The following is a 12932-nucleotide window of genomic DNA, read 5'->3' on the forward strand; positions in this document are numbered from 1 at the left end:
TGATCGTGGCTGGCGACGACGTGCCGCCCGCGTTGGTGGCCGTGTAGGCAAACGTATCGGTGCCCGAAAACGATGGGTTGGGCGTGTAGGTGAGGCTCAAGCCCGATGCGGTGACCGTGCCGTGGGTAGCCGGCGTGGAGACGGCCAGGCTGGTCGGCGAACCCGTGACGTTCACCGGCACGGTGTTGTTGGTGCTGCCGTGTGCAACAGTGGTGCTGGTTGGACCGGCCGTAGGCGCAGCAACGTAAGTGAACTTGTCGGCAGCGCTGATGGCACTGGCGCCGCTGAACGTCGAGACGGATACATCGACCACGCCAAAGCCAGGCGGCGAGACAGCGTTGATCTGCGTGCTGCTCACGATGGTGAAACTGGCGGCCGGGGTCGAGCCGAACCAGACCGCCGTCTGGCCCCGATAGAAATTGGTCCCGGTGATGGTGACGCTCGTGCCGCCAGCGGCGGTGGCAGTTGAGGTCGACAGCCCAGTCACCGTTGGTGCGGGACCAGTGACAGAGATATTGACGGTGCTGAGTACCCAACCGCCACCGTCGACATTGTTGTAAAAGGACGCCGTGTCGGTGCCACTGAAGTTGATAGGTGCCTGGTAAACGAAGCCCTCGGCTGGCGAGTTCGGATCGACATACACGGAAATCAGACCGCCCGCCGCTGTCGCCTGCATCGACCCCAGGTTACCTGGCACGTTACTGTTGCCCAGATTATTGTAGGCAATACCTATTTGGAGCGGATCGCAATTGCCCACATCCGTGCCGTTAAGTTGGTAGGTCGTCTGCGTGTTCGCGCTGGCCGGGAAGGAAACCGTACAACCGGCAGCCCCCTGCGATAGCAACGCCAGCCACGCCGTCAGCACGGCCAACAGGCACCGCTGCATCCACGTACGCCGTGCCGCCCCCAAACGCCGCAACATCGACCATCCGGCAACCCCATGCCGGCCAAACGGGCTGTTCTGTGTCAGCACGCGCATTTCTCCCTCGTTCCCGCCCGCTGCCTGGCGAGCTTTTTCTCTCGAGCGTTCTTGCGAAATTCAGGGCCTGACCGCTGCCAGGCACGCCCCCGTCACGAGGGAATAGCGCGTGGGATTTGCATACTCGCAATCCATTGCACTCCGACAAACGGTGCAATGGCTGCGTGTTATCCCTTGTAAATCCCCCGTCAGATCTGCACAGCCTTTCTTGTTTATTTTGACTGGCACAGTGATCCGGACGCGATGCTAAAAAAAGCCTTCCGATCCGTCAATACAAGCCGCTGGCCAAACCATTGGCAGACAAGGCTTTTTAGGATTTTTTCTGCCTTGATATCGCGGCAACATCGCGTTGAAAAACGCATATTGAGACGGCATGACCGGAACTTGAGACGCCAGGACCATTGCTCGCCAAAATGGCGGTCTCCGATTATTTTTGATTTCCAAATCAAATGGACGCGGCAGCGGTGGGGGGTATTGCGCAGCCCCCTGTATGCAGTGGACAGTGGGCGAGGCCTGAGATGGGGCGGCCTCCAATCTCCTCACGAGAGGCTTACCATGGACCCACAACCAACAGCGGCACACCAGGAGACTCCCAATGCCCACCGACGCCACCCACCGCGTCTTCAACCAGGTCCCAGATCTGGCCGGTTTCAACCCGTTCACGTCAGACACCACGCTCCAACGTGCGCTGGAGCGCCTGAACGGCGGCTGGCATGCAGACGCGCTGAGCGCTTTCGGTGACCAGCTCGGCGCCCCCGAGACCCTGCAGTGGGCCGCCGAGGCCAACGCGTATCACCCCGAACTCCACACCCACAGCCGCACCGGCGAACGCATCGACGCCATCCGCTTCGACCCGGCATGGCACGCGCTGCTTGGCCTGATGCGCAGCCAATGTCTGCAAGCCCTGCCGTTTGCCGAGCCGCGCACGGGCGCGTGGGCTGCGCGCACGGCCGGTTACTTCATGCAGGCCCAGATCGAATCCGGCACGCTGTGCCCGGCCACGATGACGTTCGCCAGCATCCCCGTGCTGCAGAAAGAGACCGCACTGTTCGCCGACCTGGGCCCGCGCCTCTACGCGCGCGAGCACGATCCGCGCGACCTGCCGTGGCGCCAGAAAAGCGCCATCCTCGTCGGCATGGGCATGACCGAAAAGCAGGGTGGTTCCGACGTGCGCAGCAACACTACTGTGGCGATGCCCCTGCGTGGCGAGGGGCGCGGCGCGACATACGCCATCACCGGGCATAAGTGGTTCTTCTCGGCGCCGATGTGCGATGCGCACCTGGTGGTCGCGCGCATGGGTGCCGAGGATGGCCCGCTATCGTGCTTCTTCGTGCCGCGCTTTCGCGACGACGGCAGCAAGAACTCGATCCAGATCCAGCGCCTGAAAGACAAGCTCGGCAACCGCTCGAACGCCAGCAGCGAAGTGGAATTCCGCGGTGCGGAGGGCATCCTCATCGGCGAAGAGGGGCGCGGCATTCCGACCATCATCGAGATGGCGACGCACACGCGGCTCGATTGCGTGATCGGCAGCGCGGCCATCCTGCGCCATGCGTTGACGCAGGCGCTGCACCACGCGCGCCACCGCATGGCATTCGGTCGCCTGCTGGTCGATCAACCGCTCATGCGCAATGTGCTGGCCGATCTCGCGCTCGAATCGCAGGCCGCCACCTTGCTGATGATGGAGTTGGGCAGCGCGTTCGAGCGTGCAGACACCGACCCGCTGGCCGCCGCCTGGAAGCGCATCGTCACGCCGGCCGCCAAGTTCTGGGTCTGCAAACGCAGCATTGAAGCCACCGGCGAGGCCATGGAAGTCTGGGGCGGCAATGGCTACGTGGAAGAAGGCCCGATGGCGCGCCTGTACCGCGAGGCGCCGGTCAACTCCATCTGGGAAGGCTCGGGCAACGTGATGTGCCTGGACGTGCTGCGCGCCATCGCCCGCACGCCGGACGACGCGCTGCGCCTGCTGCACGATATTGGCGAGCGCGCACAAGGGCACCGTGCCGTGCGCGCCGAACTGGCTGCGCTGCAGGCGATGCTGCATCAGCCAGGCGACATTCAGGAGACCTCCGCCCGCCGCATCGCCCAGGGGCTGGCCCTGACCGCGCAGGCCGCGCTGATGCTGGCCCATGCCCACCCGGATGATGCCGAGCGTTTCATTGCCAGCCGCTTCCACCATCAGCATGGCCGTGTATTCGGCACGCTCGATGGCCATGCGCAGGCGCTGGGGGCGGTGCTGCAACGCGCGTGGCCAGTGTGAAGAATCGGTGAAGACAGAAATCGGTGAAAGCAGGATGAAAGTCCGGATCGCCTAGGTTAGGTGGGCCGGGCGCCCACGTTCGGCCCAACAAGAAGAAACCGACAGGAGACATCCCCCGTGCCGCACCCGACCCGCGCATTGCCCGCGGCCGGCCTGGCCTTGTGCGCTTGCCAGGCCATTGCCGCATCCACTGCATCCACCACCCCCGTTCTCGACCGCATCCGCGACACCGGGGCCGTCCGGCTGGCCTATCGCGAGAACTCGGTGCCGTTCTCTTACCTCGATGCCGGCAAGCCGGTGGGCTACTCGATCGACCTGTGCGCGCGGCTGGTCGACGCGATCAAGGTGGCGGTCAAACGGCCCGACCTGAAGGTGCAGTATGTGGCCGTGACGCCTGCCACGCGCATCGCCGCCATCACCGAGGGCAGGGCAGACCTGGAATGCGGCTCCACCAACAACACCCGTGAGCGGCGCGAGAAGGTAGCGTTCACTATCCCGCATTACATTGCCAGCAGCCGCATGCTCGTGAAGATCAGCTCGGGCATCCACCGCTGGGAAGACCTCAACAACAAGACCGTGGTATCCACGCGGGGCAGCACTAACGGGGGGCAGATCAAGGCGATGGCCGATGCGCGCGTGCTCAAGATCAACGTGATCGAGGCCAAGGACCACGCTGAAGCCTTCGGCATGGTGGCTGCCGGCAAGGCGGACGCCTTTGCGATGGACGACGTGCTGCTCTACGGCTTTCGGGCCACCTCGCCCAACCCAGCGGACTATGCCGTGGTCGGCAGCAACCTGGCGGTGGCACCGTACGCGATCATGCTGGGCAAGGACGATGCCGAGTTCAAGAAGGTGATCGACCTGGCGATGTCGCGCACGATCCTCGATGGCGAGGCGGAAAAGCTCTACAAGAAGTGGTTCCAGCAGCCGATTCCGCCCAACGGCGTGAAGCTGGACATCCCGATGAGCTTCCTGCTGCGCGACTCGTTCAAGTTCCCGACCGACAAGGTCGCAGACTGATTCCGCCCGACTTACGAACGGGCTCTCAAGGTGCTTGAGGGTATACCCGCAATCAGCGCATAATGCGCGCCCATGGCGGCGCGTGACTTTGCTTCACATTTGGCATTCCCCCGGGGGGAGTGGCGGCGCGCAAGCCAGTTCTGCGCAATCCGTTTGGCGTTGCTCGGCAAACGATTGCGAAGATGGCCGCGTCGACAGGGCAGCGACACGGTCAGCCGTGCCCAGATAGCCCTAACCCTCTCCTAGGACCTTTGACGATGCTGTTCCCTGCGCGCACGTGGCTGCTGGCCGCGCTTGCCGTTCCTGCGGCGTTTTTTTCGGTTTCCGCCTCCAACGCGGTGGCCGCCACCCCCACGCTCGATCGCATCCGCGATTCCGGCACGGTGCACGTGGCTTACCGTGAAGACTCCATCCCGTTTTCGTACCTCGACGGCAGCAAGCCGGTGGGCTACACGATCGACATCTGCTCGCGGCTGATCGATTCGCTGCGTACGTCGCTCAAGCGACCGGACCTGAAGGTGCAGTACGTGCCGGTGACGGCCGCCACCCGTATGGACGTGATCGCATCGGGCAAAGCCGACCTGGAATGCGGCTCGACCAACAACTCGCCGGACCGCCGCGAGAAGGTGGCCTTCACCATTCCGCACTACATCACCAAGGGCCGCATGCTGGTCAAGGCCAACTCGGGCATCCAGCAGTGGGAAGACCTGAACGGCAAGACGGTGGTGGCCGCACGTGGCTCGACCAATGCGGAACTCGCACGCAAGCTCAACGAGACCGGCATGACGATGCGCGTGGTGGACGCCAATGATCTGCGCAGCGCTTTCGCCATGCTGGCCGATGGCCGCGCCAATGCGTTTGCGGGTGACGACATCCTGCTCTCGGGCATGCGCGCCACCGCCAAGAACCCGGCGGACTACACCGTGGCCGGCAAGACGCAGCTCGTGTCGTCGTACGCGATCATGCTCAGCAAGCAGGACCCGGAGTTCAAGAAGATGATCGACCAGTCGATGACGCGGCTGATCGTTGATGGTGAGGTGCCGAAGCTTTACAAGAAGTGGTTTCAGCAGCCGATTCCGCCCAATGGCGTGAATCTGGAGGTGCCGATGAGCTATCTGCTGCGGGATTCGTTCAATACGCCGACGGATAGTGCTGGTAACTGAGGTTGCTTGGATTGCTGGGTGGTTGTGCCCGGCAATTGATTGATGTTGTTGGTGCGCCCCGGTTTCGTCCCCTGCCGGGGCCGACTCCCTTTCTTTGTCTTGCCAAAGAAAGGAAGCAAAGAAAGGCGCGCCCGAGATGGCGACCCATCCCTTGAATTTATGTCGCAGGGAGGGGAAGGGGAAAACTCGCTGCGCTCAGACAGTTCCCCTTCCTTTTTCCTCCCTGCAACAGAAATTCAAGGCGCCATCTAGGGCAGGGTACGGCCAAACAGTCGGTGTGCGAGCCTCACCGCCGAGGCTCATCCTGTTGGATCGTCGCTCGACCCGACCGCGTTCAGTGAACCTCGGCCGGCGCGGTTTGCGCGGAAGTACCTGCCACCACATTCAGCGCCGGGCGCCCGCCCTGGCGGATCAGATCGGCCGCGCGCTCGGCAATCATGATGATCGGGGCGTTGGTGTTGCCACCGATCAGTGTCGGCATGACCGAGCCGTCGATCACGCGCAGGCCGGTCACACCGCGCACGCGCAACTCCGGATCAACCACGGCCATCGCATCGTCCGCACTGCCCATCTTGCAGGTGCCGACCGGGTGATAGATGGTGTCTGCGTGCTGGCGGATCAGCGCGCGCACGGCTTCGTCGTCGGAGCCATCGCCCCGGATGTCTCCCGAATACAGCTCGCGCCCGCCCAGCTCGGCCAGCGGCCGCTGCGCGAAGATGCGCTTTACCGCGCGGAAGCCCGCCAGCATGCCGGCCATGTCGTCGGGGTCGGACAGGAAGCGCGGGTCGATCCGTGGTGCGTCGCGCGTATCGGTTGTCGCCAGCCGCACCTCGCCGCGGCTCTTCGGGCGCAGCACGCACACGTGGCAAGAGTAGCCGTGGCCGTAGTTGAACGTGCGATTGTGGTTGTCGGCCATGGCAACCACGAAGTGCAGTTGCAGATCGGGCTCGGCCAGATCGGGGCGGCTCTTGATGAAGCCGCCGGCCTCGGCAAAGTTGGTGGCGATCATGCCGCGCCGCTCGCGGCGGTAACGCAGGATCTCACCCAGCATGTGCACGCTGCCGCGCAGTGAATAGCCGATCAGGTCCAGGTTGAAGGTCTTCTTGTGCAGGATGATGTCGAGGTGGTCCTGCAGGTTCTGGCCGACGCCGGGCAGGTCCTGCACGACCGGGATGCCGAGTGAGCGCAGATGCTCCGCCGGCCCCACGCCCGAGGCCATCAGCAACTGCGGTGAGCCGAACGCGCCGGAAGACACGATCACCTCGCGCCGCGCCTGCAGGGTCTCGGTGCGCCCACCGCGATCCACCACCACGCCCGTCGCGCGCTTGCCTTCGAACACGATGCGCAGCGCCTGCGTGTCGGGCAGCACCGTCAATTGGCGGCGGCCACGGTTGTATGTGGCATCGGTCTTGTCGCCGCCATGCAGATAGGCACGTGCAGCGTTCCAGCGCTCACCGTTGTATTGCGTGACCTGGTACGGGCCCACGCCTTCCTGATCGGGGCCGTTGAAATCGTCGTTGCGGCGGTAGCCGGCGGCTGCGGCGGCATCAACAAAACGGCGGGCGATCGGGTTGCCGGTGCGCAGGTCGCTCACGTGCAGCGGGCCGGTGCCGCCGTGCAGTGCATCGTCATCGCGGCCGGCAAAGCGCTCGTTGCCTTCGGCGCGCTTGAAGTAGGGCAGCACATCGTTCCAGCCCCAACCGGTGCAGCCGAGCGAGGCCCAGTGGTCGTAGTCGTTGTGCGTACCGCGAATGTAGATCATGGCGTTGAGCGACGAGCTGCCGCCCAGCCCGCGCCCACGTGGCTGGTAGCCCTGGCGCCCGCCCAGGCCCGGCTGCGGCACGGTCTCAAACCCGTAGTTGCGCTTGTTCTTGAACGGCAGCGATGCCGCACACCCCGCCGGCACCCACACCGAGAAATGGTGGTCGTGCGGCCCGGCCTCCAGCAGGGCAACCGTCACGTCCGGGTCTTCGGTCAGGCGGGCGGCCAGCGCGCAACCGGCCGAGCCGGCGCCGACGATGACGTAGTCGAAGGTGAGCGAATCGTTGGCCATGAGTGTCTCCGGATGTGTTTTTTATTGGGCGAGCGCCGCCGCCGGCTGGCTGCCGGTCACGAACTCACATCCTAGGCGCCATGGGTTGTTTCAAACGGTCGGGCTAACCCGCATTAGAGGCATCGTTCGATGTCACGCAGCAAAATCGGCGGTGGTTGGGCTGACATGCTTTCCACACCTGACGGGGCGGCATGCTGCACCGCGATATTTCACGGTCGATGCGCGTCTGTACGGACGACTACGAGGGCGCCATACCGCACACGGCGCGGCCGTATCAGGGCTTCGCAAGGCGACCCGGGCGACCATACTCCCTTGCAGTTGGACCAACCCGCCCACCCTTGCCAGGAGCATCACCATGCAACCTGCCGACCTGCCTGCCCCGCACCTGCTGCGCATGCAGCAAACGTTTGAAGCCATGCGCGCCGCGCACCAGGCCGACATGCTGCCCGCGTGGTCCGTGCGCCGCGACCGGCTGGAGCGCCTCAAGCGCCTCGTCATGGACAATCGCGAGGCCATCGCCCAGGCCGTCAGCGCAGACTTCGGCAACCGCTCGCGGCAGGAAACCGAGTTACTGGAAATCTTCCCCGGCGTGGATGGCATCAAGCACGCGCTCTCCCACGGCAAGCGCTGGATGCGCGTGCAGCGGCGCGGTGTAAGCCTGTGGTTCCGCCCCGCCAGCACGCGGCTGATTCCGCAGCCACTGGGCGTGGCGGGCATCGTCGTGCCGTGGAACTACCCGATCTATCTGACCATCGGGCCGCTCGTCTCCGCACTCGCCGCGGGCAACCGGGCGATGGTCAAGCTCTCGGAATACACGCCGCGCTTCTCCGCGCTGTTTGCCGACCTGATCGAGCGCCTCTTTGCCGCAGATGAGGTACGCGTCATCAATGGCGATGCCGCCGTGGCCGAAGCGTTCTCGAGGCTACCGTTCGACCACCTGCTGTTCACGGGGTCCACCAACGTCGGCCATCACGTCATGCGCGCGGCGGCGGACAACCTCACGCCGGTGACGCTGGAACTGGGCGGCAAGTCGCCCACCATCATCGGGCCCGATGCAGACTTTGATTGCGCGGTGGAACGCACGCTGGTCGGCAAGCTGCTCAACGCAGGGCAGACCTGCGTGGCCCCCGACTACGTGCTGCTGCCCGCCGGCACCGAGCAACGCTTTATCGAATCGGCGCGCAAGCTGGTCGGCAAGATGTACCCCAACATGGCGAGCAACCGCGATTACACAACGATCATCAGCCCGCGCCACTTCCAGCGCATGGCGAGCCTGGCCGACGAGGCACGCGAGCAGGGCGCCCAGGTGCTACCGCTCACCGGTGCCGCACCTAATGAAGCCACGCGCCTGTTCCCGCCCGCGCTCATCACCGGCGGCACTGACGAGATGCGCGTGATGCAGGAAGAGATCTTCGGCCCGCTGCTGCCGCTGGTGCCATACCGCACGCTGGGCGAAGCGATCGATTACATCAACGCCCGCCCGCGTCCGCTGGCGCTGTACCTGTTCGAGCGCAACGGCAGCACGGTTGACCGCGTCATGGCCAGCACCATTGCCGGCGGCGTGTGTATCAACGAAACCCTGCTGCACGTGGCGCAGGACGATCTGCCGTTTGGCGGCGTGGGCGCCAGCGGCATGGGCGCGTACCACGGCATCCACGGGTTCGAGCGGTTCTCGAAGATGAAGCCGGTGTTCAAGCAGGCCAAGCTCAACGGGCTGGGCATGTTCCGCGCGCCGTACGGCAAGACGTTCGAGACGATGATGAAGCTGCTGGTGCGCTGACAAGCCATTAGCAACCATGAGGTTTTTGATGCCACGCATTAGCACCTAGAATGCATCGATGGCCAAGAACCTCGACATCACCCTCGTCCGCACCTTCGTTGCCGTGGCGGAAAACGCCAGCATGACGGTGGCGGCCAATGCGCTGCACCTCACACAGGGCGCCGTCAGCCAGCAGATCAAGCGGCTCGAAGATGCCTTCGAATGCCGCCTGTTCGAGCGCGACGGCCGCCGGCTCGAACTCACCCACGCGGGTGAGCGCTTCCTCGGCCGCGCCAAGCGCCTGCTCGCCCTCAACGACGAAGTCTGGGCCGACATGGCCGCGCGCCCGCTGCAGGGCCCGGTGCGGCTGGGCGTGCCGTATGACCTGGTCGGCACCGTTTTCCCACCCATCTTCAAGGCCTTTACCGAAGCGTGGCCGTCGGTGGAGCTGACCATTGTCTGCAGCACCTCGCCTGAGCTGGCGGAAGGCATCGCGCGCGGCGAACTGGACGTCGCCGTGGTCGAGGCCCCGGTGGATGAGGCGACCGGCGAATGCCTGTGCGTGGAGCGGCTGGTGTGGGTGGGCGCGCGCGGCGGCAACGTGCATGCGAAGCGGCCGCTGCCGCTGTCGATGGTGGACGAGAGCTGCGCCTTTCGCGCCCGCGTGCTCAAGGCGCTGGGTGAGCACCGTATCGAATGGCGCACGGTGTTCGAGAGCGGCAACATCGAAGCGACCACCGCCACCGTGCGCACCGGCCTGGCCGTCACGGCATGGCTGACGCCGACGGTGCCGGCGGACCTGGACGTCCTCGGGCCTGAAGCCGGCTTGCCGGAACTCCCGATGTTTGCGATCAGCCTGCTATTGCCCGCGCAGGGTGCGAGTGCGGCGGCGCAGGCGCTGGGGCAATGTATTCGTGAAGGGTTCTCTACGCGGCACCGAGTGGGAGAGCGGCGCGTGATCGGAACCGGCTGGGATCGCGCGGCCTGACCGGCCAGCAGTTACACGCCGCCGCCTTCGATCTGCACGCGCCCATTCGGCGTGTCGAGCACGAGTGTCAATGCAGGCCGCGCCGCATCAGCAAATGCGACATGCCGATTCTCCGGGCAGGCGGCATCCCAGCCCAGTCCATCCAGCTTTGCGCGAATGGCGGCCATCTCCGGATGGGCAAGCTGGAACTGGTTCAGGTGGAGGCCGACATCCTGCATGTTGTCGACGGGGCTTTTACCTCCGGCCCAGTCGATGAGGGCCGGCAGGCACCCGCCTGCCTCTGCCTCACCGTCCTTGCGGTGGAAGAAGTGCCATCGCAAATCGCCACGGGACACTTCAAGCAGCTCGTGTTGCGGTGATTCGATAGCCCTGTGCGCCAAATCGGGAAGGCTGGCAACCCAGCCGAACAACCGCGGCGAGTCTGCCAGCTTGCCTTCCTGCATGAGGCGGTCCAGCGCAAACCAGCGGGTCCGGTTTGGCGTAGGCGCCTCCGGGTCAATGGCGATGAACTCGAGGAAGATGCCCGGCGCGATCCGCGTCACCAGATTGTGCGTTCCCATCAAGGGATGCTTGCCGCCGGCCGGCAGCTTCACGCCGAACATCTGCAAGGCATACGCGTGCGCCTGGTCGAGAGATTGCGCGGCGAAGGCGATGTGGTCGATCTTCAAGACAGCTCCCGTTGGACTGCGTCAGAAATCTGCGGGGCTCAGGATGCCACAGGGCACTGTATGGCGCTTCTTGGGAAACCGCTTTGCCCACCGAATAGCGCCCGCCAAACAAGCTTACGAAGACTCCGCGCCCCGAACCGTGACGCCCCCACTGTGGGCGATTGATTTCCCTAACCCGGGCTTGGAGAATGTGCGCGGCCCTCTCTCAACCGCCTCGCACAGCAGTGCCCGTACACACCTACATTCATCCCGTCCTTTCAGAACGCAAGGTCAAGACCGGCCTCCACTGGCCCGCACTTGCATGCGGCACGTTCTGGGCATTCTCAGAAGGCTTGGTCGAGCTGGGTGGGCGATTGACCGCGATTGATGCCACCGCCGGACTGCTGTGGACCCTGGGACAGCCTATGGTTGCGGCGCTCCTTTTTCTGGTGAAAAACATCTATTGCGGGGTTCGCGGAGGTGCATGGCTTGAGGCTTCGCTTGTGCGGGCCGGATATCGGCGCTGCGCCCAGGGATCCGTGGAACACTCGGCCAACACACACTAGATCCGCCGCGAGGAAACCACGCGATGCTGAAAGCCATTCGCGCGATGCTGTCTCGCAAGACTGCGAGTGGCACCGCCAACATGAACGAGAATGAATTCGTGCGCCACGTGGCAGCCTCACTCTACGAGCGAGAAGAGTTCACACGGCGTGCAGCCGAGGCAGCTTCGGCGCTCGGTACGGACTCCATCGGCAAACTCGTTGACCTGCTGCACAGCGAACATAGCCCACCCAAGGCGTTTGAATCGCAGTTCGGCGGATTAGGCAGTTGGTTAGCCGCGCGGCAGTTCGCGATCTTCGAAATCTTCTATCACCTAGGTCGGCCTGCCGTTCCTACGTTACTGACGTTCATCCGTGGCGAGTACGACTGGACCCAGGGCAATGCCATCGAAATACTGTGCAGGCTGCATGCCAAGGGCGTGGCGCCGGTATCCGCATTTGAACTGCTGAAGCGAACAATCCCGTCGATGCGCGAAGAGGCGCTGCTCTACGCAGCAGGGCCGCTGCACACACTCGTGCAGCAGGACGCTCAGCGGTGTTCTGGATGAACTCGCCGAAATACCCGAGTTCTCTGATGTGTACCAATACAGGGTGACGGGCGAGTGGCCGTCGGCCGAGTAACCACACAAACAAAAACCCCGCCAACCGGCGGGGTCCCCCAAATCCTTTTTAGCCTGCAAGCGAATCAAGCCTGCGGCGCAGCCCCATCTTCCGGAGCAGCCTCGGCACCGTCGGCCTTGGCTTCGTCTTTCTTCTCCACCATCTCTTCCAGCGCGCCCGCGCCCTTGAAGCCGGCAACAGCGGCGACAGCCTTGGTCAGCAGGCCAGCATCGGGATCGACTTTCTCGGTGGCTTCAACAGCGGCGACGGCGCCGGCGATCTTGCCCACTTCATCCAACAGTCCCATGGTCACCTCCGCATGTTTGAACAGGGAGGGCCATCTTCCCACCGGCAAGTGACAGAAGCGCAAACAAAGTTAAAAATTTTCGCGCGCTGTCGTTTGCGTCGACCGAGCGTCACGCAGCGTGCGTTTGCTTACTCGGTTTCCGCACCAGCGGGGGTGACGACGAGCGCGGTCAGCCGTGCACGTGCGCTATCGGTAATCGCCGCCGATTGACGCGTGGCGACGTCGATCTGCACGATCACCGACTGCGAGGTGGCAGCGCAGCGGCCGTTCTGGAAGATGGCCTGCTCCAGCTTGACCGAGCTGCGCCCGATGTGCGCGACGCGCGTGCCGATCTGCACCGAGCCGGGCCAGAGGATCTCGTTGCGGAAGTCGAGCACGAGCTGGGCGATGACGAACTCGCAGCCGGGCGCGGCCAGCGGGTTGTCGGGGTTGAAGAGCAGTTCGACGCGGCCGGTTTCCAGATACGTGGCAAAGACGGCGTTGTTGATGTGGCCCTGGCGATCGGTGTCGCCGTAGCGGAGCTTGTCGGTGGCGTGCAGGGGGAAGTCGTTGAGCAGCGGGAGGGTCATTGTGGTGTTTGGAACAGCCAAAGGTGC

At 64.3% G+C, this 12932-nt stretch carries 11 protein-coding genes; 6 read left to right on the forward strand and 5 right to left on the reverse strand.

The genetic code is table 11. From position 1 onward, the window contains the following. Positions 1-979, reverse strand: a 979-nt coding sequence (locus JHD73_RS09040) for an IPT/TIG domain-containing protein (protein ID WP_199029926.1), incomplete at its 3' end; no start/stop codon positions are given. 595 nt (positions 980-1574) lie between these two features. Between JHD73_RS09040 and JHD73_RS09045 the strand changes: the two genes are divergently transcribed. From JHD73_RS09045 to JHD73_RS09055, 3 genes are all read left to right on the forward strand, one after another. After that, positions 1575-3236 (forward strand): acyl-CoA dehydrogenase family protein, encoded by a 1662-nt coding sequence (locus tag JHD73_RS09045; protein ID WP_199029928.1) that lies wholly within the window; start codon positions 1575-1577, stop codon positions 3234-3236. A gap of 117 nt (positions 3237-3353) precedes the next feature. Further along, complete coding sequence (locus JHD73_RS09050; RefSeq protein WP_199029930.1) at positions 3354-4256, forward strand: amino acid ABC transporter substrate-binding protein; 903 nt, start codon at positions 3354-3356, stop codon at positions 4254-4256. 257 nt (positions 4257-4513) lie between these two features. After that, positions 4514-5419, forward strand: a complete 906-nt coding sequence (locus JHD73_RS09055) for an amino acid ABC transporter substrate-binding protein (protein WP_199029932.1) — start codon at positions 4514-4516, stop codon at positions 5417-5419. A gap of 334 nt (positions 5420-5753) precedes the next feature. Here the strand turns inward: JHD73_RS09055 and JHD73_RS09060 are convergent, their stop codons facing one another. After that, on the reverse strand, positions 5754-7472 hold the full coding sequence (locus JHD73_RS09060) for a GMC family oxidoreductase (RefSeq protein WP_199029934.1): 1719 nt from the start codon (positions 7470-7472) through the stop codon (positions 5754-5756). Positions 7473-7827: 355 nt separating this feature from the next. Here JHD73_RS09060 and JHD73_RS09065 point away from each other — a divergent pair, with 355 nt between their 5' ends. Beyond that, positions 7828-9252: a coniferyl aldehyde dehydrogenase gene (locus JHD73_RS09065; protein ID WP_233176861.1), complete on the forward strand. Its 1425-nt coding sequence runs from the start codon at positions 7828-7830 to the stop codon at positions 9250-9252. Positions 9253-9310: 58 nt separating this feature from the next. Further along, a complete protein-coding gene (locus tag JHD73_RS09070) occupies positions 9311-10219 on the forward strand; it encodes a LysR substrate-binding domain-containing protein (protein ID WP_199029936.1) in 909 nt (302 codons plus the stop codon). Positions 10220-10230: 11 nt separating this feature from the next. On the opposite strand, the gene JHD73_RS09075 is transcribed toward JHD73_RS09070, so the two are convergent. After that, on the reverse strand, positions 10231-10887 hold the full coding sequence (locus JHD73_RS09075) for a VOC family protein (RefSeq protein WP_199029938.1): 657 nt from the start codon (positions 10885-10887) through the stop codon (positions 10231-10233). Between the two features lie 568 nt (positions 10888-11455). Here JHD73_RS09075 and JHD73_RS09080 point away from each other — a divergent pair. Beyond that, positions 11456-11977 carry a hypothetical protein gene (locus tag JHD73_RS09080; RefSeq protein ID WP_199029940.1) on the forward strand — a complete coding sequence of 174 codons (522 nt, stop codon included), beginning with the start codon at positions 11456-11458 and terminating at the stop codon, positions 11975-11977. A 137-nt stretch (positions 11978-12114) separates the two neighbouring features. Here JHD73_RS09080 and JHD73_RS09085 read toward each other — a convergent pair whose 3' ends face one another. Both JHD73_RS09085 and JHD73_RS09090 read right to left on the reverse strand, forming a co-directional pair. Beyond that, a complete protein-coding gene (locus JHD73_RS09085) occupies positions 12115-12336 on the reverse strand; it encodes a hypothetical protein (protein WP_199029942.1) in 222 nt (73 codons plus the stop codon). Positions 12337-12464: 128 nt separating this feature from the next. Beyond that, complete coding sequence (locus tag JHD73_RS09090) at positions 12465-12905, reverse strand: thioesterase family protein (protein WP_199029944.1); 441 nt, start codon at positions 12903-12905, stop codon at positions 12465-12467. Positions 12906-12932: the final 27 nt, after the last annotated feature.

The sequence above is a fragment of the Ralstonia sp. ASV6 genome, assembly GCF_016429285.1.
GTDB lineage: Bacteria > Pseudomonadota > Gammaproteobacteria > Burkholderiales > Burkholderiaceae > Ralstonia > Ralstonia flaminis.

Excerpts from the sequence above, each read along its gene's own strand:
- JHD73_RS09080 (WP_199029940.1), top strand. The coding sequence starts at position 11,456 with ATGCTGAAAGCCATTCGCGCGATGCTGTCTCGCAAGACTGCGAGTGGC.
- JHD73_RS09055 (WP_199029932.1), top strand. The coding sequence starts at position 4,514 with ATGCTGTTCCCTGCGCGCACGTGGCTGCTGGCCGCGCTTGCCGTTCCT.
- JHD73_RS09085 (WP_199029942.1), bottom strand. The coding sequence starts at position 12,336 with ATGGGACTGTTGGATGAAGTGGGCAAGATCGCCGGCGCCGTCGCCGCT.
- JHD73_RS09070 (WP_199029936.1), top strand. The coding sequence starts at position 9,311 with ATGGCCAAGAACCTCGACATCACCCTCGTCCGCACCTTCGTTGCCGTG.
- JHD73_RS09045 (WP_199029928.1), top strand. The coding sequence starts at position 1,575 with ATGCCCACCGACGCCACCCACCGCGTCTTCAACCAGGTCCCAGATCTG.
- JHD73_RS09065 (WP_233176861.1), top strand. The coding sequence starts at position 7,828 with ATGCAACCTGCCGACCTGCCTGCCCCGCACCTGCTGCGCATGCAGCAA.
- JHD73_RS09060 (WP_199029934.1), bottom strand. The coding sequence starts at position 7,472 with ATGGCCAACGATTCGCTCACCTTCGACTACGTCATCGTCGGCGCCGGC.
- JHD73_RS09090 (WP_199029944.1), bottom strand. The coding sequence starts at position 12,905 with ATGACCCTCCCGCTGCTCAACGACTTCCCCCTGCACGCCACCGACAAG.